At 70.6% G+C, this 22,594-nt stretch carries 22 protein-coding genes; 7 read left to right on the top strand and 15 right to left on the bottom strand.

Annotation, left to right across the window (positions count from 1 at the left end; genetic code table 11):
* The first annotated feature begins 39 nt into the window (after nucleotides 1-39).
* The gene (locus F3J10_RS22010; RefSeq protein ID WP_126241656.1) at nucleotides 40-1,251 is read left to right on the top strand and encodes an NAD(P)/FAD-dependent oxidoreductase; all 1,212 of its coding nucleotides are present in this window, start codon (nucleotides 40-42) and stop codon (nucleotides 1,249-1,251) included.
* A 134-nt stretch (nucleotides 1,252-1,385) separates the two neighbouring features.
* On the opposite strand, the gene F3J10_RS22005 is transcribed toward F3J10_RS22010, so the two are convergent.
* Complete coding sequence (locus F3J10_RS22005) at nucleotides 1,386-1,919, bottom strand: Rrf2 family transcriptional regulator (RefSeq protein WP_013691333.1); 534 nt, start codon at nucleotides 1,917-1,919, stop codon at nucleotides 1,386-1,388.
* A gap of 501 nt (nucleotides 1,920-2,420) precedes the next feature.
* On the opposite strand from F3J10_RS22005, the gene F3J10_RS22000 reads away from it, so the two are divergent.
* Nucleotides 2,421-3,572 carry a GGDEF domain-containing protein gene (locus tag F3J10_RS22000; RefSeq protein ID WP_167242990.1) on the top strand — a complete coding sequence of 384 codons (1,152 nt, stop codon included), beginning with the start codon at nucleotides 2,421-2,423 and terminating at the stop codon, nucleotides 3,570-3,572.
* A 260-nt stretch (nucleotides 3,573-3,832) separates the two neighbouring features.
* Here F3J10_RS22000 and F3J10_RS21995 read toward each other — a convergent pair whose 3' ends face one another.
* Nucleotides 3,833-4,066, bottom strand: coding sequence for a hypothetical protein (locus tag F3J10_RS21995; protein ID WP_025101610.1), 234 nt, complete (start codon nucleotides 4,064-4,066; stop codon nucleotides 3,833-3,835).
* A 234-nt stretch (nucleotides 4,067-4,300) separates the two neighbouring features.
* Here F3J10_RS21995 and F3J10_RS21990 point away from each other — a divergent pair, with 234 nt between their 5' ends.
* Both F3J10_RS21990 and F3J10_RS21985 read left to right on the top strand, forming a co-directional pair.
* Complete coding sequence (locus F3J10_RS21990; RefSeq protein ID WP_025101609.1) at nucleotides 4,301-5,077, top strand: SDR family oxidoreductase; 777 nt, start codon at nucleotides 4,301-4,303, stop codon at nucleotides 5,075-5,077.
* Between the two features lie 296 nt (nucleotides 5,078-5,373).
* The gene (locus F3J10_RS21985; RefSeq protein WP_036035842.1) at nucleotides 5,374-5,709 is read left to right on the top strand and encodes a hypothetical protein; all 336 of its coding nucleotides are present in this window, start codon (nucleotides 5,374-5,376) and stop codon (nucleotides 5,707-5,709) included.
* A 434-nt stretch (nucleotides 5,710-6,143) separates the two neighbouring features.
* Here the strand turns inward: F3J10_RS21985 and F3J10_RS21975 are convergent, their stop codons facing one another.
* From F3J10_RS21975 to F3J10_RS21940, 8 genes are all read right to left on the bottom strand, one after another.
* Nucleotides 6,144-7,004, bottom strand: a complete 861-nt coding sequence (locus F3J10_RS21975) for a TonB C-terminal domain-containing protein (RefSeq protein WP_167242989.1) — start codon at nucleotides 7,002-7,004, stop codon at nucleotides 6,144-6,146.
* Nucleotides 7,005-7,138: 134 nt separating this feature from the next.
* Nucleotides 7,139-8,182 carry a lysozyme inhibitor LprI family protein gene (locus F3J10_RS21970; protein ID WP_025101083.1) on the bottom strand — a complete coding sequence of 348 codons (1,044 nt, stop codon included), beginning with the start codon at nucleotides 8,180-8,182 and terminating at the stop codon, nucleotides 7,139-7,141.
* A gap of 113 nt (nucleotides 8,183-8,295) precedes the next feature.
* Nucleotides 8,296-10,611 carry an outer membrane protein assembly factor BamA gene (gene bamA, locus F3J10_RS21965; protein ID WP_025101082.1) on the bottom strand — a complete coding sequence of 772 codons (2,316 nt, stop codon included), beginning with the start codon at nucleotides 10,609-10,611 and terminating at the stop codon, nucleotides 8,296-8,298.
* A 76-nt stretch (nucleotides 10,612-10,687) separates the two neighbouring features.
* Complete coding sequence (locus tag F3J10_RS21960; RefSeq protein WP_025101081.1) at nucleotides 10,688-11,089, bottom strand: hypothetical protein; 402 nt, start codon at nucleotides 11,087-11,089, stop codon at nucleotides 10,688-10,690.
* Between the two features lie 388 nt (nucleotides 11,090-11,477).
* Nucleotides 11,478-12,011 carry a DUF4142 domain-containing protein gene (locus F3J10_RS21955; RefSeq protein WP_025101080.1) on the bottom strand — a complete coding sequence of 178 codons (534 nt, stop codon included), beginning with the start codon at nucleotides 12,009-12,011 and terminating at the stop codon, nucleotides 11,478-11,480.
* A gap of 88 nt (nucleotides 12,012-12,099) precedes the next feature.
* On the bottom strand, nucleotides 12,100-12,807 hold the full coding sequence (locus F3J10_RS21950; protein WP_025101079.1) for an HAD family hydrolase: 708 nt from the start codon (nucleotides 12,805-12,807) through the stop codon (nucleotides 12,100-12,102).
* 50 nt (nucleotides 12,808-12,857) lie between these two features.
* Nucleotides 12,858-13,712: a lysozyme inhibitor LprI family protein gene (locus tag F3J10_RS21945; protein ID WP_167242988.1), complete on the bottom strand. Its 855-nt coding sequence runs from the start codon at nucleotides 13,710-13,712 to the stop codon at nucleotides 12,858-12,860.
* A gap of 92 nt (nucleotides 13,713-13,804) precedes the next feature.
* Nucleotides 13,805-14,746 (bottom strand): LysR family transcriptional regulator, encoded by a 942-nt coding sequence (locus F3J10_RS21940; RefSeq protein ID WP_036035852.1) that lies wholly within the window; start codon nucleotides 14,744-14,746, stop codon nucleotides 13,805-13,807.
* Between the two features lie 139 nt (nucleotides 14,747-14,885).
* On the opposite strand from F3J10_RS21940, the gene F3J10_RS21935 reads away from it, so the two are divergent.
* The 3 genes from F3J10_RS21935 to F3J10_RS21925 all read left to right on the top strand — a co-directional run bounded on the left by F3J10_RS21935 (nucleotide 14,886) and on the right by F3J10_RS21925 (nucleotide 18,222).
* Nucleotides 14,886-16,184, top strand: a complete 1,299-nt coding sequence (locus tag F3J10_RS21935) for an MFS transporter (RefSeq protein WP_167242987.1) — start codon at nucleotides 14,886-14,888, stop codon at nucleotides 16,182-16,184.
* A 64-nt stretch (nucleotides 16,185-16,248) separates the two neighbouring features.
* The gene (locus F3J10_RS21930; RefSeq protein ID WP_167242986.1) at nucleotides 16,249-17,172 is read left to right on the top strand and encodes an amidohydrolase family protein; all 924 of its coding nucleotides are present in this window, start codon (nucleotides 16,249-16,251) and stop codon (nucleotides 17,170-17,172) included.
* Nucleotides 17,173-17,304: 132 nt separating this feature from the next.
* Nucleotides 17,305-18,222 (top strand): DMT family transporter, encoded by a 918-nt coding sequence (locus F3J10_RS21925; protein ID WP_167242985.1) that lies wholly within the window; start codon nucleotides 17,305-17,307, stop codon nucleotides 18,220-18,222.
* A 16-nt stretch (nucleotides 18,223-18,238) separates the two neighbouring features.
* On the opposite strand, the gene F3J10_RS21920 is transcribed toward F3J10_RS21925, so the two are convergent.
* From F3J10_RS21920 to F3J10_RS21900, 5 genes are all read right to left on the bottom strand, one after another.
* Nucleotides 18,239-18,457: a hypothetical protein gene (locus tag F3J10_RS21920; RefSeq protein WP_167242984.1), complete on the bottom strand. Its 219-nt coding sequence runs from the start codon at nucleotides 18,455-18,457 to the stop codon at nucleotides 18,239-18,241.
* A 38-nt stretch (nucleotides 18,458-18,495) separates the two neighbouring features.
* Complete coding sequence (locus F3J10_RS21915; RefSeq protein WP_167242983.1) at nucleotides 18,496-19,920, bottom strand: FAD-binding oxidoreductase; 1,425 nt, start codon at nucleotides 19,918-19,920, stop codon at nucleotides 18,496-18,498.
* A gap of 2 nt (nucleotides 19,921-19,922) precedes the next feature.
* A complete protein-coding gene (locus F3J10_RS21910) occupies nucleotides 19,923-20,468 on the bottom strand; it encodes a hypothetical protein (RefSeq protein WP_025101072.1) in 546 nt (181 codons plus the stop codon).
* A 94-nt stretch (nucleotides 20,469-20,562) separates the two neighbouring features.
* Entirely contained in the window at nucleotides 20,563-21,648 is a 1,086-nt protein-coding gene (locus F3J10_RS21905) for an ABC transporter permease (RefSeq protein WP_167242982.1), read from the bottom strand.
* Nucleotides 21,641-22,594 (bottom strand): ABC transporter ATP-binding protein (locus F3J10_RS21900; RefSeq protein ID WP_167242981.1); only part of this gene is annotated, 954 nt, incomplete at its 5' end. The genes F3J10_RS21900 and F3J10_RS21905, both read right to left, overlap by 8 nt.

The following is a 22,594-nucleotide window of genomic DNA, read 5'->3' as shown; positions in this document are numbered from 1 at the left end:
GTGCCGCCCGAAACCGTGACCTGTCCAGGAGAGAGAAAAGTGTCGAAACGCATTCTTGTCATCGGCGCCGGCTTTGCCGGCATGTGGAGCGCGCTGGCGTCGGCGCGCTTGCTCGATCAGCTCGGCCGCGACGACGTCGAGATCGCCCTGGTGGCGCCGGCGCCCGAGCTGCATGTGCGCCCGCGCCTCTACGAGGCGGACCCGGGCGCGATGAAGGCGCCGCTGCAGGCCTTGTTCGATGCCGTTGGCGTGCGCTTCGTTGCCGGCTACGTGGACACCATCGACGTGGCGAACCGCAAGGTCGCGGTGATCGGCACCCAGGCCGGCGCGGCGCGCCAGGAGATCGGCTACGACCGCCTGGTGCTGGCGGCCGGCAGCCGGCTGTTCCGGCCCGCGATCGAGGGGCTCGACGCGCACGCGTTCAACGTCGACCAACTCGAGGAGGCCGTGAAGCTGGACGCGCACCTGAAGACGCTCGGCCAGTTGCCGGCCGGCGCCGCGCGCGCCACGGTGGTGATCGCGGGCGCCGGTTTCACCGGCATCGAGACCGCCGCCGAAATGCCGGCGCGCCTGCGCGAGACGCTGGGTGCCGATGCCGAGGTGCGGGTGATCCTGGTCGATCGCAACGACGAACTCGGCCCCGACCTGGGCCCGGGCCCGCGCCCCGTCATCACGCAGGCACTGGGCGAACTCGGCGTGAGCTGGAAGCTCGGCTCGGGCGTGGCCGCGGTGGATGCCGGCGGCGTGACGCTGGCCAACGGCGAGCGGATCGAGGCCGCCACCGTGATCTGGACCGCCGGCGCGCGGGCCAGCGCGTTGACCGCGCAGATTCCCGGCGAGCGCGATGGCTTCGGCCGCCTGTTCGTCGATCGCAACCTGAAGGTGATCGGCGTGGAGGACGTGTTCGCGACGGGCGATTGCGCCTATGCCGCGACCGACGATGCCGGCAATCACGCCAAGATGTCCTGCCAGCACGCCATGAACCTGGGCCGCTCGGCCGGCCACAACGCGGCCGCCGACCTGCTCGGCCAGGCGCCGCTGCCCTACAGCCAGCCGAAGTACGTGACCTGCCTCGACCTCGGGCCGTGGGGCGCCGTCTATACGGAAGGCTGGGACCGCGTGGTGAAGCTGGAGGGCGCGCAGGCGAAGACGCTCAAGCGGCAGATCAACTCGGAGTGGATCTATCCGCCCGCGGCCGATCGTGCCGAGGCGCTGGCGGCGGCCGATCCGCTGCGCATCGTGGTGGCATGAGGTGGTGGCATGAGGTGGTGGCCTGAGGTGCTGGCCTGAGCGAGCGCGGCATCAACGAGAAGGGGCGGCCCGGCGGGCCGCCCCTCTTGTCATGTCGGCAGCCGGCGATGCCGGCTGCGTTCGGCTTGCCTCGTTCAGCCCGCCGCGCCGCGTTCGCGGCGCCGGCTCGCGGCGCGATCCTCGAACCACTTCACCACCTGCGGCCCGAAACTGCGCGGCGCCTTCGATGAGAAGCGCTCAGCAATATCGGCGAGCGACTGCGAGGCCAGCGACTCGCGCATCTTCTTCTCCGCCTGCTGCATCACCGAGTGGATCGCGCAGACGCCGCTGGTCGCCCAGGCCGGCTTGGTCCCTTCGAACACGGCGCAACGCTCGCGCACCTCGCGACATTCGAACAGGGACTTGTCGCCGTCGATCGCGCTGACCACGTCGAGCACCGAGATCTGGTCGGCCGGCCGCGCCAGCGCGAAGCCGCCCTTCGCGCCTTCGGTGGCGATCACCAGCCCCGCCTTGTGCAGCTTGGTGAACAGCTTGGCGAGAAAATCGAGCGGCACGCCCTGCAGCTCGGCGAGGTCGCGCACGCTAGCCTCGCGCATGCCGGAGGCCGGCTCGGCCAGGTAGAGCAGGCAATGCAGCCCGTATTCGACGCCTGTACTGATGTGTGCCATTTCCACTCCGACTTGAATAATCGGAGTTAGGGTAGCGTGCTTCGGAAGCCTGTGCAACCGGTGCACCGCACGACGTGCCATGCACCGGAAGAGCCCGGTGCGCAAGTGAAAGATTGATAAAGTTTTCAAGCTCGATACATTTCGGCGCGAATCCCCCCCTACAATCACAGCGAGTCGGTCGCCGTCATGGCGACGTGGTATCGGGCAGGCAGGCGAGCGGCACCAGGCCTGGCTGTCCATGCCCGACCGAGCGGGCGCGCGATGCCAGTCGTGCCGCCCGGCGCGGCGGCTCCGGATCGATCTGTACCTATGCATCTCGCATGCGGACGATCCGTCGACAACAGAGTGAGAGATTGACATGGATGTCCGGGGCGCTTTAACCATCCTGCCGGCCGCTGGCCGGCTCGAGCATCGCAGTTCGTATCGAGGGCGGCGAACCGCCTTCAGGCATGACGGCCAGTCTGCCGACCCTCACCGCCGGGCAGGACCGCTGACCCGCGCATGACCGAATCCTCTCCCTGCCTCATCATGCTCGGCGCCTCGATCGCGCTGGCTGCACTCGTCCTGCTGGTCTCCTTGCTGCGCGCCGCCTTGCCCGGCCTGCGCGAATGGAGCGCCGCCGCCGCGCTGGCTGCGATCGCATCCTGGCTGTCCTGGCCGGGCGCGCTGGCCGGCGCGCCGGCCAGCTTCGTCGCGGCCGCCTCGCTGGCCTGTTTCCTGGCCGGTTGCCTGCGCTTCGGCGGGAGGCGGCCGTCCTGGGCCTTGCTCGGCGGCGCGCTGGCGGTGCTCGGCCTGGTATTGGCGGCCAGCCAGTTCACGCGCCACGGCGGCATGCTCGGCAGCTTGGCGGCGAGCATCTATGCCCTTGCGTTCGGTGTCCTGATCGCGCTCGGCATGGTGCGTCGGCCGGCATCGGGCACCGCCGCCTGGTCGTCGCGCGGGGTGGCGGCGCTGGCCTTGCTGGTCGGCTTCGGCTCCTGCGCCCAGGCGGCCGTGCCGGTGTTTCCCCTGCTGGCCGCGGCGTCGCCGCTGGGCGGCATCGCGCTGGCACTGCTGCCGCTGGCCGCCGTGCTGCTGGCGCAGGATGCGCTGCTGACGCGCCCCGCCGGCCCGGCTCACGGCGATCCGCTGACGGGCCTGCCGGAGCGCGACCGTTTCGAGGCGCTGGTGCGCGAGCGGCTGGCGCGCCAGCGCGGCGGCCGTCCCGTCGCGCTGCTGCTGATCGAACTCGATCATCTCGAACGGGCCAACCAGGTCGCGGGCCGCGACGGCGGCGATGCCTTGCTGCGCGACTTCGCCCAGCTCGCCTCGGCGCAACTGCGCGCCGAGACCTTGCTCGGCCGGCTCGGCGGCGAAACCTTTGGGGTGTTGCTGCCGGGGACCTCGGCACGCGACGCCTGGCAGGCCGGCGAGCGCCTGCGCGTCGCGGCGGCCGCGCGCGCGGTGATGACGCCGGGCGGCGAATACCGCTACACGATCAGCGGCGGCATCGCCTCGGCCGAGGGCGGCGACACCTTCGAGCGTCTCTACGTGCGGGCCGATCTCGCGCTCTACGAGGCCAAGCAGGCAGGCCACGACGCGATCCGCCTCGCGCATTCGGCTCTGGCCGGCCAAGGCGCGAGCGCCGCGCCGGGCGAGGGCGGGCGTCGCTGAGTCCAGGCGCGCCATGCCCCGGCCGTCCGGTCGGTCGGCGAATGAAGCCGGTGAATGAAGCCGGCGAATGGCGTGGCAGTGGCGGGAATGGAAAGCGGGGCGGGGAGGGCGCCGGATCGTCTCGCGCGACGCTGCCGCGTCGGGAGCCGAGCCGGTGATGCGCGACGCGGGACACGTCGCGCGGAACTGCATGACCGTCGAGGACCGCGGCGGCTTCCGGCTCCGGCGAGCCGGTCAGGATGCGAGCGGCGCGCGCCGGCTCACTGCTTCTTGTGCCACTCCTCGATCATGTCCTTGGCGAGCTGCTCGACCATGCTCATCACCATCAGCACGTCGATCTTCAGCCGCGATACCGTGCCCTCGACGGGCGGCAGCTTCGCGTCGCGATAGCTGTCGTCGACGGGGTCGATCTTCGCGCTGTAGCGCCACTGCATGCCGGTATCGTCCGGCGAGACGTCCGTGGTCACGCGAAACCCACGATAGTCGATAGACATAACTCCTCCTGGTTCCCTGCGATGTGCAAGCGTATCGAAAGCCCGCGGCGCAAGCCGGCAGCGGCTTGCGCCATGCTAGCACCTTCGCGGTGCGCCCGCCGTCCCGCGCGGGCGGCCCGCCGCCGGTCGCGCCTTGCACCCACGCGCGGCCGGACTTGCCTACACTGGCGCTGAGCGGCGCGTGCCGTCCCGGCCGCGCCGTCCTCGTTCGCGACAGCCACAGGAGACTTCAGGATGGAATCGACAGCAAGCACCGCGGCCGCGCCGCGCATCGCACTCGTGACGGGTGCCGGCAGCGGGATCGGCCGCGCCGCGGCCAGGCGGCTGCTGGCCGACGGCTTCACGGTGGTGGCCGCGGGGCGGCGCGCCGAGCCGCTGGCCGCCTTCGTGGACGAGGCCAGGGCCGACGGCCGCGAAGCGCTCGCGGTGACGGTCGACGTGCGCGACGCGGCCAGCGTCGACGCGCTCTACGCGACCATCGAGCGGACCTACGGCCGCCTCGACCTGCTGTTCAACAATGCCGGCGTAAACGCCCCGGCGGTGCCGATGGACGAGCTGAGCGTCGAGCAGTGGCGCGACGTGATCGACACCAACGTGACCGGCGTATTCCTCTGCGCGCGCGGCGCCTTCGCGCTGATGCGCCGGCAGAGCCCGCGCGGCGGCCGCATCATCAACAACGGCTCGATCTCGGCGCACACGCCGCGCCCCTTCACCTCGCCCTACACGGCGAGCAAGCACGCGGTGCTCGGCCTGACCAAGAGCATCGCGCTGGACGGCCGCCAGTTCGGCATCGTCGGCTGCCAGATCGACATCGGCAACGCGCTGACCGAACTCTCCGAGCGGATGCAGCGCGGCGTGCTGCAGGCCAACGGCAGCATCGCCACCGAGCCGATGTTCGACGTCGCGCACGTGGCCGACGCGGTCGGCTACATGGCGAGCCTGCCGCTCACGGCGAACGTGCTGAACATGACGGTGATGGCCAGCCAGATGCCCTTCGTCGGCCGCGGCTAGGCCCGCCCGACATCACCCGCCTCGGCGAGGCCCCGCCGGCCTCGTCGGAACCTCGCCGATGCCACGTAATACCGGAGCAATCGCCTGATTGTCTCCTGACAGGAATCAAATAATGGGAAATAGTCGCGAATGCGGCGGTATCGATTTGCGATTAATCCCGATTCCGAATTTATGATTTAGAATCGCCGGCGCGCGCGATGCGAACGACGCCATTCGGCATTTCACGGGGATATGAGCTCACTCGCTGGCGCTAAACCGAGCATTTTGTCGGGCACAATTAGAACATCGAGGCCAACGTGAAATTCATCAAATGGCTGATCGTCGATACGATCAGGGATCTTCGCTTGAAAAGATTGAAGGCGGATTTCGACCGGCATTGTCCGAACGAGCGGATGACGGGCAGCATCGACGGTTATTGCGGGATCGGCATGATGATCGGCCGCAGCGTCGGCAGCGAGGTGGAGGCGGCCGACGGCAGCGCCAGGCTGCTCGACGTGTACACCAGCAGCCTGGTGGCCGAGCTGGCCCGGCATCGCGAGTACGCGCGGCGCGCCTACCGGATCGGCGTCGACAGCGTGCAGGACGGCGAGCGGCGCCATCGTTTCGCGAGCGCGCGGCAACTGCGCCGCTGAGCGGAAAAAGATCCGCGCCGTGCGGCGCGGATCGTCAAGGCACTGGATAATGCCGCCGGAATACGGGCCAGCGGTATTTCCATGCGACGTATGGATAACGTCGCCGCGGAATAATCGCATGAACGGCCTGAAAAAACCATCGCCGATCGTAAATTCCAGTGCCCGGCCATTAATGAATGTCGACTCCCTGCCGTTAATGCGAGATGCCGGGCTTGATTATTTTTTGGCAAGCGTTTGCGCAAACGCTTGCGCTGGTTTTAGTGGAGCCAATCCTCGAACTGTCAAAGATGGATAATTCGGTGCGATGCGCCCGGCGCATGCGGAAGCGCTTGTTTGCGCATGCAACCGGATGATGGCGATCGCGCTCCGGAGCCTCGACTGTTGCGGGCCGGGAAGCAATCGGCCGGCGTGCAGGCGCGCCCTGGCGCGCTCGTTCAGGGCGCCGAGGGCGGGTGCGGCACCGGCAGGTTGGCGCTGCGCCGGGCCAGCGCGTCGGTCTGGATCGAGATCAGCAGCCAGTCGCGCTGCGGCTGCGGAATGCTCAGCACCGCGTGCTCCATGGTGCGCATGTTGCTGCACCAGATCTCCGGCGTGACGGCGGCCGGGTCGGCCACCGCGGCGGCCAGCGAGCGCGCCGCGTCCGGATCGCCCTTGAGCCGTTCGGCGATCGCCGCCGACAGCGCGTTGCGTCCCTGCTCGCGTTGCGGCTCGTTGACGGTGGCCAGCGGCGTCTGCTGCGCCGAGCGCTTCAGCGATTCGTAGGTGATCCGGAAGTAGTCGTCGATGTCCTGGTCGGACAGCCTGGCCAGCGACAGGTAGCGCACGATCACGGCGCTCATGCTTTTCTCGCCGCCGCAATCGGGCGGCGCCGCGTCCAGCACGCGCGCGCCGATCGAGATGAAGGTCGAGCGGTCCGACTGCGAGACGCGCAGCGACCCCTCGCTGAAGAATTCGGGGCGCCGCTCGGCGAGCGAGCGGCCGGCCTGGCCGTCGTCGCCCATGCCGAAGGCGCGCACGATGTCGGGATCGGTCAGCATCTTCTCGCGCCAGCGCGCGATGATGGCCGCCTTCGGCGAATCGGGCTCGATGCCGTATTGCGCGACGAAGGCATCGGACTTGGCGCGTTCGAGCGTGAGCGGGGCGGCGCCCGACAGCGGCGTGGCCGGCGTGGACGCGGCCGCGCCGGGCGGCCGCGACGGCGCGCAGGCCGCCAGCGTCAGCAGCAAGGTGGCGAGGGCGGCAACAGTGGCGCGGCGCGGGTGGCGGCGGGCGGCGAACCGGTCGGGAATCGGCATGGCGATATCGTGAGAGGCGGTGCCTGCCAATCTAGCATGCCGGCCCTCGTCACGACGGTTCGCGGCTTGGCGCGCCGCGCGCGAGGCGCCATGGCGGGCATGCGAGCGAAGCGTCATCCCGGGCTCGTTTCGCCTCAGGGCATCATCCGGACCGTGACGGGCTCGCCGGGGCAGGTCTCGGCGTTGGCCGCGGCGATCGTCTTGGGCAGCCGCTGCTTGTCGGCGGCGACATTGGTGTAGTAGCGCAGCTGCGCCGGCGCCGAGGCCGCGCCCGCTTCCCAGACCCCGGCCCAGAGGTGCCCCTGAGCGTCGCTCATCAATACGGACTTGGTATCGCAGGCGATGCCCTGCACGAACATCCCGACCACGCGCGCGCCGTTGCCGTCGAGATTGTCGGCCTGCGTGTCGACCACGCTGGCCGTCGCCACCATGGTCCGGTAGTCGCGCCCGAGCAGCTTGCGCAGCGCCGCGTCCTGCGCGGGGCTGCGTGCCACGCCGAGCGAGAGCAGGCTCGGCTCGGCGTTCGGGTCCCGCGCGGCAGCGACGTAATCGCCGCCATAGGAGACGCCCACGCCGGCGCCGCAGGCGAAGGCATCGCCCTGCTGCTCGACCGTGAGCCGGTTCAGCACGCGCCGGAAGGTCAGCACGCAGCCCTTGGTATCCATCTTCGCGTCGCCGACATAGCTGGCCGTGTCGGGCGCCAGGAAGCGCGCCGTCTCGGACAGCGCGCCGGTATTCGCGCCGGCCACCGCATCGAAGCTGAACGAGAACTGCCGGTCGTTGACGTGCGTGATGTCGAGCTGCGCGCCGTCGTGGCCGCCGGCGTCGACGCGCTGCCAGCGCGCGCCCCAGTGGAACGGCGTGCGCGCATGGCGCAGCACCACGATGCGATCGGCGTAGAGGTTGCGCAGGCAGGCGTCGTCGCCGCAGCCGTCGCGCAGCGCCAGCCAGGCGCGCTGGTCCGCGCGCCAGTCGGGCGAGGCCGGCACTTGCGCGTAGAGCGCCTGCAGCGTCTCGTCCTGCTTCGACAGTTGCGCATCGGCGCAGATGCGCTGCTCGGTCGGCGAGCTCGCCTTCGCGCAGTCGAAGCCCGCCGCCTGCGCGGCGCTGGAGAGGATGGCGAGCGTGGCGATCAGCAGCTTGCCGATCGACGCGGCCCGGTCAGTCGAGGTGTTCATACGTCTCCGTGATGTAGGCGGCGCAGGCCGGCGCCGCGGATCCTTGCGCGGACCGCCGGATATCCTACGCGAAGCGGCGCGCGCACGGGAGACGGATCGGGACGATCGTTTCCTTAAAACGACGTACCGATCTGGAACTGGAACTTCTGGTACTGGTCGCCGGTGTGCTTGACGACCGGGAAGCCGAGGTCGATCTTGAGCGGGCCGATCGGCGAGATCCATTCGAGGCCGGCGCCGTAGCTGTAGCGCAGCCCGTTGGCGCCGATGCTGTTGCCTTCCGAGCCCCACACGTTGCCGCCGTCGACGAAGGTGAACACGCGCAGCGTGCGGTCGTAGCCGGTGCCGGGCAGCGGCACGGTCAGCTCGATATTGCCGACCAGCATCTTCGAGCCGCCGATCGGGTCGTTGGTGGTGGCGTCGCGCGGGCCGAGCGAACTCGATTCGTAGCCGCGCACCGAGCCGATCCCGCCCGCGTAGTAGTTCTTGAAGATCGGGTAGGGCTTGCCTTCCAGGCCCTTGCCGTAGCCGCCCTGGAAGTTCAGGCCGAGGATGAAGCCGCGCGCGAACGAGTAGTAGTACTGCGCTTGCAGGTCGCTCTTCACGTAGGTGGTGGCCGCGATCGGCGTGCCGTACTCGGCGTTCGCCTGCAGGAAGTAGCCGCGGCTCGGGATCAGCGTGCTGTCGCGGTTGTCGCGCGACCAGCCCACCGTGGCCGGCACGTTGTTCGAGACGCGGCCGAACGAGTTCACGTAGTCGATATAGCTCTGCGGCGTGGTCGAGTCCACGTCGAGCCGGTTCTGCTCGAGGCCGATGCCGAAGAACACCGTGTCGGTTTCCGAGAACGGGATGCCGAACTTCATCGAGGCGCCGTAGGTGATCACGCGGAAGCTGGTGTCGGTGGTGCTCGAGTAGTAGAGCGGCTCGCTGGTGCGGTAGTAGACGTCGGTGATGCGCCGGATGCCGTCGATCGTGAAGTACGGGTCCACCTGCTCGACCGCCAGCGTGCGATAGGTGGTGGCCGTGTTGACCGTCACCGAGAGGCTGGTGCCCGAGCCGAACACGTTGTCCTGCGAGACGCTGGCCGAGATGATCGGGCCTTCGCCGGAGCCGTAGCCCACGCCCAGCGAGATCGAGCCGGTCGGCTTCTCGGTCACCTTCACGTTGACGTCGACCTGGTCGGTGGTGCCTTCCACCGGCACCGTCGAGATGTCGACGTCGGTGAAGTAGCCGAGCCGGTTGATGCGGTCCTTCGACAGCGCGAGGCGCCCCGAATCGAACCAGGCGCTTTCCATCTGGCGCATCTCGCGGCGCACCACCTCGTCGCGCGTGCGCGAGTTGCCGGTGATGTTGATGTGCCGCACATAGACGCGATGGCCCGGATCGACCACCAGCGTCAGGCCCACCTTGTGCGTGACCTGGTCGATCTCGGGCTGGGCATTGACTGTCGCGAACGCGTAGCCGTATTCGCCGAGCTTGTCGACCACCGCCTTGGTGGTGGCCTGCAGCTTGGCGGCCGAGAAGCGCTCGCCGGCCTTGATCTTCACCAGCTTCTGCAGCTCGGCCTGGCGATCCAGCAGGTTGCCCGCGAGCTGCACCTTTGAGATCGTGTAGGGCTGGCCCTCATGCACCGTGATGGTCAGGTACATGTCCTTCTTGTCGGGCGAGATCGACACTTGGGTCGAGTCGAAATTGAACTCGAGGTAGCCTCGGTCGAGGTAGTACGAGCGCACGTTCTCCAGGTCGCCCGTGAGCTTCTCCTTCGAGTACAGGTCGTTCTTGGTGTACCAGGAGAACCAGTTCGGCGTCGACAGCTGCATCTCGTCGAGCAGGGTGCTGGTCTTGAAGGTGTGGTTGCCGATGAAGTTGACCTGGCGGATCTTCGCGCTCGGGCCTTCGGCCACCGAGAACAGGATCGACACGCGGTTCGCGTCCACCGGCGTGATGTTGGTGGTGACCTCGGCCGCGTAGTAGCCGCGCGTGAGGTACTGGCGCTTGAGCTCCTGCTCGGCCTTGTCCACCAGCGACTTGTCGTAGTAGCGGCCGCGCGCCAGGCCCACCGAGGTCAGTGCCTTGGTCAGGTTGTCCTTGTCGAATTCCTTGATGCCGCTGAAGTCGATCGACGAGATCGCCGGGCGCTCCTGCACCTGCACGATCACCACCGTGCCCTCGGTGGCCACTTTCACGTCGTTGAAGAAGCCCGTCGCGTAGAGCTTGCGGATCGCTTCGGAGGCCAGGTCGTCGTTGTAGGTGTCGCCCTGCTTCATCGGCAGGTAGGCGAACACCGAGCCGGGCTCGATGCGTTGCAGGCCCTCGATCCGGATGTCGGAGATGGTGAACGGATCGGCCGCGCAGGCGGTGACGGACGTCACGCCAAGGCCGGCGAACGTCAGGTAGCGCAGGCGGCGTGACGACAGGGAGCGTGCATTCATGCGGATGAGGAAGAGGCGGAGGAGCCGGGAATAGCGGGTTCGCGACCGAGGACGCGGGCTTGTCGAGGACGCGGGTTTATTGCAGCGAGCCGGCCGCGCGCGGCAGCGCCGCGGCGGGGCCGCTCGCCAGCGCCAGCACGTCGGCCATCTGGCCGGCCAGCGCGCGGCCGACCTGGAACGACAGCTCGGCGCCGCCGGGCAGGCGGAACGACAGGATCAGGTCCGGCGCGCCACCGGCATCGCGTCCCACCGTCCAGGCCTCGCAGGGCATCACGAACTTGACGCCGCGCTGCTTGTGGCGGATGCGCTCGGACGAGCCGATCGCGTTCGACAGCGCCGCCAGCAGTTCATGCATCACCGAGCAGTGCAGGGCGATGCGATCGGGCTGGTTGCTGTTGAGCATCAGGTACTGCCCGTCTTCGGTCAGCTCGAAGCCGTGCAGCGCATCGATCGAATAGGAAGCCTGGGGCGGTGCCATCGTCGCGATCCGGTGGGAAAACGGAAGCGAGTATCGCGTTGCGCGTGAGTCGACGGGTTACCTGCCGTTTACTGCATGTTTCTTTCCGGCTGCTGACGGGATCGAGGCAGAGGGAGGAGGGCGCGGCGCCGGCATCGATTGCTTGCGCCGGGCTCGTCGTGCAAGGGGTGGGGCGCTCGCGCGGAAGCCGCGCGAGCCGGCGGATGGATGAGCGGCGCGCGCCGCATTTCGGCTCGCTGCATGGGCGAGCGGGAGCCGGCGCGCGTCGTTCGCGAAGGCCAATCGTTCGGAAAGCGAAAGGATCGTCGGCCTTCTCGAAACGGCATGTTTCCCGATTCTTGCGGCGCGTTACCGCTGGCGGGGCGAGGGCCGCGACGCGCGCGGGGAATCAGCCGTTTTCCGGCGGCAGCGCGTGCAGGGCGCCCTGGTGGCGCTTCACGATCCGCACCGTTTCTGCCGCGAAGGCGCGCAGGCCGGGATCGCCGCCGTCGCGCGCCTCCTTGGCGAAGGCCGCGCCGTCGGCCGCGTGAATGGTCTTCATCTCGGCGATGAAGGCATCGTCGAAGGCGGGGCCCGACAGGCCGCGCAGCTTGTCGAGGCGCTGCGTGAAGGCCGCGTTCAGTTGCGTATCGACCTCGATGCCGGCCGCGCTCGCGGCGGCCAGCAGCTTGGCGCCCACCAGTTGGTGGTCGTGCGCCTCGGTGCTGCCGAGATCGACGATGTCCTGCCGCGCGCCTTGCCGGGCCGCGACCTTGCCGGCCTCGACCTCGAACATGCCGCCTTGCGAGACCATCGCGACGAAGGCGCGGTCGGCGTCGGACGTCGCGCCGCCGGCCGCATGCGCGGCGAGCGGGGCGAGGCTTGACGTCAGCAGCGCGACGGCGGCGCTGCAACACAGGGAAACCAGGGAACGACGATGCATGGATGACCTCTACTCGTGACGGTTCGGGGAGCTTCGGCGCCCGGACGAAGGCCGGGGCCGTCACGAGACAACACGGCTTTCGTCTGTTTTATTCCGCCGACGCGGCCGCCGCCGCCAGGTCGATCGAATCCAGCGCCGGAATCAAGCCGCGCAGGTCGTCCAGCACCGTGGCGCCCAGGGCACGCAGCCGCATGCCGGCCGCGCTGTCCTGGCCGCCCACGCCGACGAAGTGCAGCCCCAGCGCATTGGCCACGCGCAGATCCCAGACGCCGTCGCCGACCGAGGTGACGGCGAGCGGCGCTGGAACGTCGTGGACCTGCCTTGCGCGAGACACCGCCGCGGCGACCAGTTCCTGCCGCGAGGCGTACTCGCTCGAGGTGATCAGAAGCTCCTCGGTGAACGCGATGCCGGCCGAGCGCAGCTTGCCGCGGCTGACCGAGCGGATGGCGCCGGTGGCGAATACCACGCCCCAGCGCGAGGCGGCGGCCGCCTCCGTCAAGGCCCGCGCGCCGGCGATTTCGCGAAGTCCATGGGTGGCGAGCAAGGCAGCGAAGTGCGTATCGAGATCGCGCTCGAATTCGGCGCGCCGTGCCGGGGTGCAGGCCGCCTCGCCGTTTTCGGCCAGCGCATGCTCGAGAATGCCGCTGTCCGTGTGCTGCGGATAGCTGCCCCAGTCGGTGTTGAGTCGCGGCAGGCGTAATGCCTGCATGGCCATCAGCAGGGCTTGTTGATGAAGCGACACGGAGTCGGTCAGCGTGCCGTCGATATCGAGTACCAGGATGCAGTCTTTTTTCATTCGAATCTTCAAGTGAGGAAGGAGGGCAGGTGAAGCCTGGGCAGCCGCCCTCAACGCGGCGGATACGCAGCATCCCCCAGGCATGCCGCCAGCCACCCCTCGTCGATCTCCCCGACATCGGCATCGAGCAGGGGCGCCGCAGGCACCGGCGGCGCTTCGTTGCGGGTCGCCTCGGCGTCGAGTTGCGCCGGCCAGCGCGCCTCCTTGCCCTTGGCATCGTCGTCCGGACAGGCCTGCCCGGCTTCGCCGCCGCCGATCGAGCAACTCGCCACGGCCGTCAGCCTGCCGTTGACCACGCGCCCGACCTCGCGCCGTTCGGAAACGCTGCCGCTGGCCCAATCCTGGTTGACCGAGCAGACCCGGTCGTGATGCTGGAAACGCTGCGTGCCGAAGCAGCCGTAGCTATAGCTGCCTGCTTGCGGGAGGAAATCGCAGGATGTCTGGTAGCCGGCGAACGGGCCGCCCGTGTAGCGTGCCTCGAAGGCGCGTTGCGCCAGCGCGACCTCGACCAGGCGCCGCTGATAGGGGTTGTGCATGCCGGCCTGCGAGAGCACGCGCGTGCGGTCCCGGATCGCCTTCAGCACGATCTCGCGCCGCGTGGCTTCGTCGGGCGGGCCCTGGCCGTCGTCGACGGCATCGAGATGGCCGAGCTGCGCATCGCGGCGCAGCAGCCAGCGCCGCTGGCCGGCCACCAGCATCGCGCGGATCCCTTTGTCGCCGGCGGCCTTCAGCGTGACCGCGTAGGCGGCGCCCATCGCCGCGTCGGCAGCCTGCAGCCGCCGGTCCGCGCAGATCGTCCGCTCGATCGGGCTGGCCGCCTTGCGGCAGTCGATGGCGTGCGCGGCCGGCGCCGCGAGCAGCGCGGCGGCGAGCAGGGCGAGGGCGCGCGGGGAAGGACATGGCATGACCTGATCTCCTGGTTGTCTGTTTCTTGTTTCAGCCGATGTCGCATCGGCACTGCACGACATCGACATCGACATCGACATCGACATCGACATCAACCTGCACGGCGCCGCGCAGGCTGCGCCTTGCCGCCCGCGGCCGGTTTGCCGGCATCGCGATCGAGCAGCGCCGCGAAGCGATCGGCCAGCGTCGGCCGCGAACGGTTCGGCCACACCGCGCTCAGCTCGAAGAAGGGCAGCGCATCACCGTCGCGCACCTCGCAGACGCGCACGCCCGAGAAGCGCAGCGCCTGCACCGAAGCCGGCAGCAGCGAGGCGCCGCAACCGGCCGCGACGCAGGCGAGCACCGTCAGCGAGCGGTTCGCGTCCTGCACGATATTGGCCTCGCAGCCGGCCTTGCGGAACGCGCTGAGGATGCCGGCGCGCACCACCGGCAATTGCCCTTGCGGGAACCACACCAGGCCGATGCGCGCCAGGTCGGCCAGCGCGAGCCGGCCGTCGGCGCCGAGCGCGTGCGTCTCGTGCACCACCGCGTGCAGCCGCTCGCGCGCGATCAGCTTCTCGTGCATGCGCCCGCGCACCACCACCGGCGTATGCAGCAGGCCGATGTCGATCTCGCCCGATTCCAGCGCGGCGGCCTGCTCGGCATTGCTCATCTCGCGCAGCGCCAGCTCCACGTTCGGCACCTCGGCGCGCAGCGCCGCGATCGCGCGCGGCAGCACCTCGAACAGCGCCGCCGAGACGAAGCCGATCGCCAGCCGCCCGCCGCGTTGCGCGCCGATATCGCGTGCGCGCGCCTCGGCGGCCTCGATGCGCGCCACGCTCAGGCGGATGTCGTCGACGATCGCCTCGCCGGCGGCGGTCAGCGCCGCGCCGCGCCGCGTGCGCGAGAACAGCTTGACGCCGAGTTCGCGCTCGAGCCGCGTGATGGCCTGGCTCAGCGCCGGCTGCGCCAGGCCCAGCCGCTCGGCCGCGCCGGTCACGCTGCCGGCGTCGGCCACGGCCAGGAAATACTTGAGGATGCGAGCGGATTCCATAACGCGATGCAATGAAAGATCAACGTTTCCATAGTATGCGAGCCAGGCGCATCCCGCCAGAATGCGTGCTATCAATCAATTGCCGCCGGCGCATCAGCCGGCGCGCCGCGCGCCAGGCTGCGCGCAAGAGGAGACGATCATGCGCTGGTACCGGGACATCACCCCCATCGAGAAACGAACCCTGTGGGGCTGCTTCGCGGGCTGGGCGATCGACGCCGCCGACACGCAGATCTTCTCGCTGGTGATCCCCACCTTGCTGACGGTCTGGGGCATCTCCAAGGCGCAGGCCGGGCTGATCGGCGGCGCCACGCTGGTGGCGGGCGCGCTGGGCGGGCTGCTGGCCGGCGTGTTGTCGGATCGCGTCGGCCGCGTGCGCGCGCTGCAGATCACCGTGATCTGGTTCTCGCTGTTCACCTTCCTGAGCGCCTTCGCGCAGAACTTCGAGCAGTTGCTGGCGCTGAAGGCACTGCAGGGCATCGGCTTCGGCGGCGAATGGACCGCCGGCGCGGTGCTGCTCAGCGAGACCATCAACGCGAAGCATCGCGGCAAGGCGATGGGTATCGTGCAGAGCGCCTGGGGCTTCGGCTGGGGCGGCGCGGTGCTGGTCTACACGGCGATCTTCTCGCTGGTGCCGCAGGATTGGGCCTGGCGCCTGCTGTTCGCGGTCGGCCTGCTGCCGGCGCTGCTGGTGCTCTACCTGCGCCGCAACGTGGTGGAGCCGCCGCGCGAGCCGCTGCCGGTCGACGCGAACGGCGAGCGCCAGGGCGTGCTGGCGATGGCGGCCGGCATCTTCGCGCCCTCGGTGCTGCGCACCACGGCGGTCGGCGGCCTGATCGGCCTGGGCGCGCACGGCGGCTACTACGCGATCACCACCTGGCTGCCCACCTACCTGAAGACCGAGCGCCACCTGTCGGTGCTCGGCACCGGCGGCTACCTGGCCGTGGTGATCGTCGCCTTCATCGTCGGCTGCTTCGTCAGCGCCTGGCTGCAGGACCGCATCGGCCGGCGCTGGACCGTGATCGTGTTCGCGATCGGCTGCGCGGTGATGGTCAACCTCTACACCTTCCTGCCGATCGGCGACACCACCATGCTGGTGCTGAGCTTCCCGCTCGGGCTGGTCTCGGCCGGCATCCCAGCCACCCTCGGCGCGCTGTTCAACGAACTCTACCCGCAAGGCGTGCGCGGCACCGGCGTGGGCTTCTGCTACAACTTCGGGCGCATCGTCTCGGCCGGCTTCCCGGTGCTGATCGGCCATATGAGCAGCTCGATGTCGCTGGGCACGGCGCTCGGCATCGACGCCGGCATCGCCTACGGGCTGGTGGTGATCGCCGCGCTGATGCTGCCCGAGACGCGCGGCCGCCGGATCGCGGCGCCGCTCGCCGCGAACCAGCCAGGCCGCGCCGACGACGGCCGCGCGCCGAGCGCGTCGCGCGGCTGAGCGCCATGGTCGAAGCGTGCCGCCGGCTCTTCCTTCTTCCCCGATGTCTCCCGTCCTTTCCATCATGAGCACCACGCTTGACGATCGCGCGATGCATGCCGAGTCGGGCCTGAGCGCCGCCGGCGCGGCCTGGCTGGCGGCCGCCGCGCCCGCCGTGGCCGGCATCGACAGCCATGCCCACCTGTTCGTGCGCGGCCTGCCGCTGGCCGCGCAGAGGCGCCACGCGCCCGACTACGACGCGACGCTCGATGCCTATGTGGCGCATCTGTCGGCGCATGGGCTTTCGCAGGGCGTGCTGGTGCAGCCGAGCTTCCTCGGCACCGACAACGGCTGGCTGGCCGCCGTCGCGGGTCGTTATCCGCAACGTTTTCGCGGCGTGGCCGTGGTCGATCCCGCGATCGACGAGGCGCAACTGGCGGCGCTCGCGGCCAGCGGCATCGTCGGCGCGCGGCTGAACCTGATCGGGCTGCCGCTGCCCGACCTGGAGCAGGGGCCGTGGCCGCGTTTCCTCGCGAGGCTGAACGCGCTGGGCTGGCACATCGAGATCCATCGCGGCGCGGCCGACCTGCCGGTGCTGCTCGATGCGCTGCTGGCGCAGCGCTGCACCGTGGTGGTCGATCATTTCGGCCGGCCCGATCCGGCCGCCGGCGCGCGCGACCCGGGTTTCCGCGCGCTGCTCCGGCGCGCCGACAGCGGCCGTGTCTGGGTCAAGCTCTCGGCGGCCTATCGCAGCGTGGAGACGCAGACGCGCGCGAATGCCGGCGCGGCGGCCGGCGACGGCGCGGCAGCGGGCACGGTACTGGCCGCCCACCTGCTGGCCGCCTTCAGCCCGCAGCGGCTGGTCTGGGGCAGCGACTGGCCGCACACGGAGCATCGCCACCTGGTCGACTATCCGTCGGCCGCGCGCGCCTTGCGGCAGTGGGTGCCCGACGAGGCGCAGCGGCGCGCCATCCAGGTCGATTCCGCGCGCGAGCTGTTCCGCTTCTGAACCTGCCGGGCCGTCGATTGTCCGCGCTTCGCGGATTCTGAATCGCCGGCTTCCCGGCTTACCCGCGCATCGACCCCGGCACACAATCGCCCCTCATCGAAGCAGGATGCCTTTCGTGGGGAGCGAGCCAGCATGAGCACCATCCAGACGCAATCACAGGCCCGGTCCGCCGGGCCGCGAGGCACGGCGCGCGCGGCCGGCGCGGTCGCCTTCACGGTGCTCTCGTGGGCGGCCGCGTTTCCGTTCATCCGCATCGGCCTGCACGAACTCTCGCCGATGCAACTGGCGGCGGCGCGTTTCGCGACCGCCGCGGTGCTGGTGCTCGGCTGGCTGGCCTGGCGCCGCCCGCGCCGGCCGACCGCGCGCGATGCGATGGCCTTCGCGCTGTCGGGGCTGCTTGGCATCGCCGGCTACAACGCCTTGCTGAACACCGCCGAGCTGAGCGTCGCGCCCGGCGCGGCCGCCTTCATCATGAGCACCTCGCCGATCGTCACCGCGATCCTCTCGACGCTGTTCCTGCGCGAGAAACTCAATCGCTGGGGCTGGGCCGGCTCGCTGTTCAGCTTCGCCGGCATCGGCCTGATCGCGAGCGGCCAGCCCGGCGGCCTGGCGCTGGGCAGCGGCACCACGCTGATCCTGCTGGCCGCCGCCGGCTCGGCCGTCTACTTCGTGCTGCAGCGCCGCCTGATTCCCGTGTATGGCCCGCTCGCCTGCACGGCCTACACGCTGCTGGCCGGCGCGGTGCTGCTGCTGCCCTGGCTGCCGGGCGCGCTGCGCTCGCTGGCGGCGCCCGGCGCGCTGCACGCGGCCCTGCCGGCGGTGCTGGTGCTGGGCATCTTCCCGGCCGCGCTCGGTTACGCGAGCTGGACTTTCGCGCTGAGCCATTTCGGACCGGCGCGCGCCACCCACTTCCTCTACCTGGTGCCGGCCGCGGCGATGGGCTTGTCGATCTTCATGACGGGCGAGCGGCCGGGGCTGGCGACCATCGTCGGCGGGCTGATGGCGATCGCCGGCGTGGCCTTCGTCGCCTGGCGCGGGCGCGGTGCCTGAGCGGGCCGGCGCTCGCCTACCGGGGCGCCGTCTCGCGCCAGCCGGCCAGCCTGCGCCATAGCGAGGGTTCGCCGTGCTCGCGCGCGGGCAGCTCGACCAGGTAGGTGGTGCCGCGCACGCTGACCAGCACGCCCGCGTCGGGCAGCGCGAGCGGCGGGCTGCCGTCGCGGGGGTTCAGGTAGGGGCGCGCGGCGGCGCCGCTATCGGCATGCATCGAATTCGGAAGGCTGTGCATCGGGCGGATGTCCTGTCGATGAGAGGAGCGGCTCGCGCTCAGTAGCGCACCCGTCCGAGCAGCCGGAGCGGGTCGAGGGCGCGCTGGACGGTGCCGGCCAGCGCTTGCAGCGGGGCCGGCACGTGCTTGCGATACCAGGCGAGATTGACCGGGCCCACGCCGTGTTCGGCGCTGAAGCAGCCGCCCAGGCGCGCGACGCGTTCGTACAGCGCGCCGCGCAGGGCGATCTGCTGCATCGGCCCGTAGCGCGCGCTCTGCGCCGAAGGAATGGTCACCACCAAATGGCAGCCGCCGTCGCCGAAATGGCCGAAGGCATAGGCATGCAGGTCGGGATGGGCTTCGGCCAGCCAGCCCATCGCCTCGTCCACGAAGGGCGCGAGCTCGCCGCGCGCGAACGAGACGTCGAACGACAGCGGCAGGCCGTCGGCGGCCACCGCCAGCGGCAGCGCGTCGCGCAGCTTCCAGAAGCGCTCGCTGGCCGCGCAGGCCGCGTCGAGCGCGATGCCGTCGCGGCTCAGCGCCTCGAGCGTGTCCAGCGCGCGCGTCTCGAGCAGCGCGTCGAGCCCCGGCATCGCGCTGGCCACCTCGAACAGCGCGAAGCAGGCGGCGCCCTCGGCCGGCAGCGGCGCGCCGATCTGCGGGAAGGCCTCGGTCACGCGCGCCACCGCGCCGGCCGACATGAACTCGAAGGCCGAGAGCAGTTCGCCGAAGGCCTGTTCGAAGGCCAGCAGCGCCCGCGTGGCCGCCTGGTAGGAGGCGAACGCGACGAAGCCGGCGTAGGACGAGCGCTCGAGCGGCGCGAGCGCGAACGAGACCGCCGTGATCAGCCCGTTCGCGCCGCCCGCGCCGACGAACAGCCCGGTCGGGTCGAAGCCGGCATTGCGCTTGCGCAGCGGAGCGAGCGTATCCACCACGCTGGCCTGCGCGTCGGCCAGCACGGCCTCGATGCCGAGCACGTTGCGGCGCACGTCGCCGTACTTGATCAGGCGGCTGCCGCCGGCGTTCGCGCCCACCAGGCCGCCGGCCGACGGGTCGCTGCCGAGGTCGATCGGCAGCGTGAGCCCGTGCTCGTGCGCGGCGCGATTGATCTCGGAGAGCCGCGCGCCGGCCTCGACGGTGATGCTGCGGTTGACCGGGTCGAGCGAGCGGATCCGGCGCAGGCGGTCGAGGGCGACCACGCATTGCGCGCCGCTGCGATCGGGCACGGCCGCGCCCACCAGCCCGCTGCGCTCGCCCTGCGGGATCAGCACCACGCCTTGCGCGACGGCCGCCCGCACCAGGGCGCGGGCCTGTTCGGTCGAGGCCGGGCGCGCGATGCCGAGCGCCCGGCCGGCGTGATGCGACAGGTCGGCCAGGTAGGGCGCGCCGGCCTCGCCGTCGAGCCAGCCCTGGCCGCTGCCGTCCGCCAGCGCCGCGGCGAGCGCGCCGGCCTGGATACGCCGATCGGCGACGGGCGCGTCCATGCTCAGCTCGCCTGCGCGAGCTGGCGGCGCAGCCGGCCGCGCACCACCACCAGCGCCACCAGCGGTACCACGCCGCCCCACAGCGGGCTGTGGCGCATGGCGACCGAAACCGCCAGCGCCACCACCGTGACGGCCAGCATCACCAGCGACAGGGAGCGCACGCGCGCGCGATCGGCCGGGGCGATGTCGACGAAGCCGCCCGCCGACCAGGCGGTATGGACGATGCCCACCACCAGCACGCAGACCAGCATCGCGGCCGGCCCCAGTTGTTCGCCCCACAGCTCGCTGCCGCGCGGCGAGGCGAGGGCCAGCGCGCCGCCGATCAGCAGGTAGAGATCGACGCCGATCGCGATGCTGTTGCGCTGGGCGCGGCGCAGCAGCCAGGCGCCGTGGAACACGGCCAGCACGCCGCCGATCACGAAGGCGGTGGTCCAGCGCTGGTCGGCCGTGCCGGGCCCGAAACGGCCGTAGAACAGGAACACGATGGCGGGCAGGAAGTTGCTCGCGTGCATCAGGTAATCGACGAGGGGGTTGGTGCGGGACGTCATGAGGCATTCTCCATCGGATGACTGCGGTGAAACGGACAGGGCCGGCGCCGGCCCGCGAGCGGGCGCGCCGGCGCGGGGCTCGGCGCGCTCGCGTTCATGCGTCGTGCCAGCGGAAGGTGCGCGCGGCCACGCCGAGGAACAGCAGGGTGGCCAGCGCCATGCCCGCCAGCTGGGGCAGGAACGGGCCGTAGGACGCGCCGTCGATCAGCACGCCGCGCAGCGCCACGGCGAACTGGTTGGTCGGCAGGAAGGCCAGCGAGGCCTTGATCCAGTGCGGCGCGTCGTGCATCGGGATCGTCAGGTCGCTGAAGAACAGCAGCGGGTAGTAGGTGACGTTGCAGGCCAGCTCGGCGGCGGCCAGCGATTTCGCGCGGCTCGCCAGCAGCACCCCGAAACTGAGCACCATGGCCGCGCCGAGCAGCACGATCGGCAGCGCGCGCAGCCCGGCCGGGGTCACGATCGGCAGCGCGATGCCGAACGCGAAGCGCGCCACCGCCAGCAGCACCAGCGCCGAGAGCGCCATCATCGCCATCCGCGCGACGATCAGCGCCGCCACGAACATCCCGCGCGAGACCGGGAAGCACACATAGAGCTTGAAGGTGTTGCGCTCGCGCAGCGCGGCGATCGCGGTGGCGGTCGAGTTGAGCCCGATCGCCATGAAGGACATCACCAGGATGCCGGTGGCGAAGAAGCTGCCGTAGTCGAACGGCCGGCGCGCCGGCGCGCTGTTCTCGAAGTGCACCGGGGCGATGGCCGGCAGCCCGAGCCGCGTCGCCGCGCAGCGCGCCAGCGCGATCTCGACGATGCGCGAGGCGGCGCGCACGCCCAGCGAGCCGTTGAAGTCGTAGCGCACCGTGGCGCCCTGCTGCGGCGTGGCGCCGAGCGTCACGGCCAGGCGATCGGCGGGCGCGGCGCCGGGCGAGCCGAAGCTCGCGCGCACCGTATCGCTGCGCGACAGGCTCTCGGTGACGGCGGCCTGGCAGGCGGCGCGATAGGGCGTGGCGCCGCCCGGCGCGAGGAACACCACGTCGACGGCGCCGAGCGAGCCGGAGCCGCCGAACGCGAACAGCATCACGCTGAGCAGGAACACCGGGAACACCAGGGTCCAGAACAGCGAGGCGCGGCTGCGGAAGAAGCCGAGCAGCTCGTTGCGCACCAGCATGGCGAATACCTTAGTCATCGCGCGGGCCCTCCGTGCAGACGCGCAGCAGGTCGGCCGCCGTGCTGGGCGCGAGTTCGAGATGCTGGATGCGCTGCTCGCCGACCAGCGCGTGCACGGCGGGATGCAGCGAGGCGTCGCCGAACACCTCGATCGCCAGCTCGCCGCGCGCGCGCTGGTCGACCACCCCCGGCAGGCTCGCGAGCCGTGCCTGCAACTGCTCGCTCTCTAGGCGGTTGCCGCAATGCAGGACCGCGCGCGCCTCGCCCACCAGGGAGGCCTTCAGCGCGGCCTGCGTGCCCTGGTAGCGGATCCCGCCGTCGCGCACCCAGACCAGGTCGTCGACGATCGCGAGTTCCTCCGCCGAATGGCAGATCATCACCACGCTGGCGGGTGCGCCGTTGCCGGCCGGTGCGCGCAGCAGCTCGATCACCTCGCCCGTGTAGCGGCGATCCAGCCCGGTGAAGGGCTCGTCGAGCACCACCAGCTCGGGCCGGTGGGCGAGCGCCACATGCAGGTCGACGCGCTGGCGCTGTCCCTTGGAGAGCGCGCGGCAGGGCTTGGCGAGCAGCTCGGGGATGCCGAGCGCGGCGCTCACCGTCTCGTCCACGCGCCGGTACATCGCGCGATGCAGGGCGACGATCTCGCCGACCCGCATGTGATCGGGATAGTCGACCTTCTGCAGTTGCGCGCCGAGCCGGCGCAGCGCGGCCGTATCGCCCATGAAGCGGCGTGCCGGCGCGCCCAGCACCCGCATCTGCCGGCCGCCGCGCCGAAAGCCCAGCAGCGCCTCCAGCAGGGTGCTCTTGCCGGCGCCGTTGGGCCCGACGATGGCGGTCACCGCGCCGCGCCGGAACGCGACGTCGCGCGCCGAGAAGCGGAAATCGCCGGCCGCGATCTCGATCGAGTCGGCGGCCAGCGCCGCTTCCTCGGGCCCCTGGGCGGGCGGCTCGTCGCGCGGCGGCCA

This window comes from Burkholderia sp. Cy-637 (genome assembly GCF_011753175.1).
GTDB lineage: Bacteria > Pseudomonadota > Gammaproteobacteria > Burkholderiales > Burkholderiaceae > Burkholderia > Burkholderia gladioli.
The sequence above is the reverse complement of the archived record's forward strand: the minus strand, read 5'-3'. Positions and strand labels throughout refer to the sequence as shown.

What these genes read in the sequence shown, in the direction of transcription:
- F3J10_RS22005 (WP_013691333.1), bottom strand. Translation starts at nt 1,919, where the DNA reads ATGGCACACATCAGTACAGGCGTCGAATACGGGCTGCATTGCCTGCTC.
- F3J10_RS22000 (WP_167242990.1), top strand. Translation starts at nt 2,421, where the DNA reads ATGACCGAATCCTCTCCCTGCCTCATCATGCTCGGCGCCTCGATCGCG.
- F3J10_RS21995 (WP_025101610.1), bottom strand. Translation starts at nt 4,066, where the DNA reads ATGTCTATCGACTATCGTGGGTTTCGCGTGACCACGGACGTCTCGCCG.
- F3J10_RS21990 (WP_025101609.1), top strand. Translation starts at nt 4,301, where the DNA reads ATGGAATCGACAGCAAGCACCGCGGCCGCGCCGCGCATCGCACTCGTG.
- F3J10_RS21975 (WP_167242989.1), bottom strand. Translation starts at nt 7,004, where the DNA reads ATGCCGATTCCCGACCGGTTCGCCGCCCGCCGCCACCCGCGCCGCGCC.
- F3J10_RS21970 (WP_025101083.1), bottom strand. Translation starts at nt 8,182, where the DNA reads ATGAACACCTCGACTGACCGGGCCGCGTCGATCGGCAAGCTGCTGATC.
- bamA (WP_025101082.1), bottom strand. Translation starts at nt 10,611, where the DNA reads ATGAATGCACGCTCCCTGTCGTCACGCCGCCTGCGCTACCTGACGTTC.
- F3J10_RS21960 (WP_025101081.1), bottom strand. Translation starts at nt 11,089, where the DNA reads ATGGCACCGCCCCAGGCTTCCTATTCGATCGATGCGCTGCACGGCTTC.
- F3J10_RS21955 (WP_025101080.1), bottom strand. Translation starts at nt 12,011, where the DNA reads ATGCATCGTCGTTCCCTGGTTTCCCTGTGTTGCAGCGCCGCCGTCGCG.
- F3J10_RS21950 (WP_025101079.1), bottom strand. Translation starts at nt 12,807, where the DNA reads ATGAAAAAAGACTGCATCCTGGTACTCGATATCGACGGCACGCTGACC.
- F3J10_RS21945 (WP_167242988.1), bottom strand. Translation starts at nt 13,712, where the DNA reads ATGCCATGTCCTTCCCCGCGCGCCCTCGCCCTGCTCGCCGCCGCGCTG.
- F3J10_RS21940 (WP_036035852.1), bottom strand. Translation starts at nt 14,746, where the DNA reads ATGGAATCCGCTCGCATCCTCAAGTATTTCCTGGCCGTGGCCGACGCC.
- F3J10_RS21935 (WP_167242987.1), top strand. Translation starts at nt 14,886, where the DNA reads ATGCGCTGGTACCGGGACATCACCCCCATCGAGAAACGAACCCTGTGG.
- F3J10_RS21930 (WP_167242986.1), top strand. Translation starts at nt 16,249, where the DNA reads ATGAGCACCACGCTTGACGATCGCGCGATGCATGCCGAGTCGGGCCTG.
- F3J10_RS21925 (WP_167242985.1), top strand. Translation starts at nt 17,305, where the DNA reads ATGAGCACCATCCAGACGCAATCACAGGCCCGGTCCGCCGGGCCGCGA.
- F3J10_RS21920 (WP_167242984.1), bottom strand. Translation starts at nt 18,457, where the DNA reads ATGCACAGCCTTCCGAATTCGATGCATGCCGATAGCGGCGCCGCCGCG.
- F3J10_RS21915 (WP_167242983.1), bottom strand. Translation starts at nt 19,920, where the DNA reads ATGGACGCGCCCGTCGCCGATCGGCGTATCCAGGCCGGCGCGCTCGCC.
- F3J10_RS21910 (WP_025101072.1), bottom strand. Translation starts at nt 20,468, where the DNA reads ATGACGTCCCGCACCAACCCCCTCGTCGATTACCTGATGCACGCGAGC.
- F3J10_RS21905 (WP_167242982.1), bottom strand. Translation starts at nt 21,648, where the DNA reads ATGACTAAGGTATTCGCCATGCTGGTGCGCAACGAGCTGCTCGGCTTC.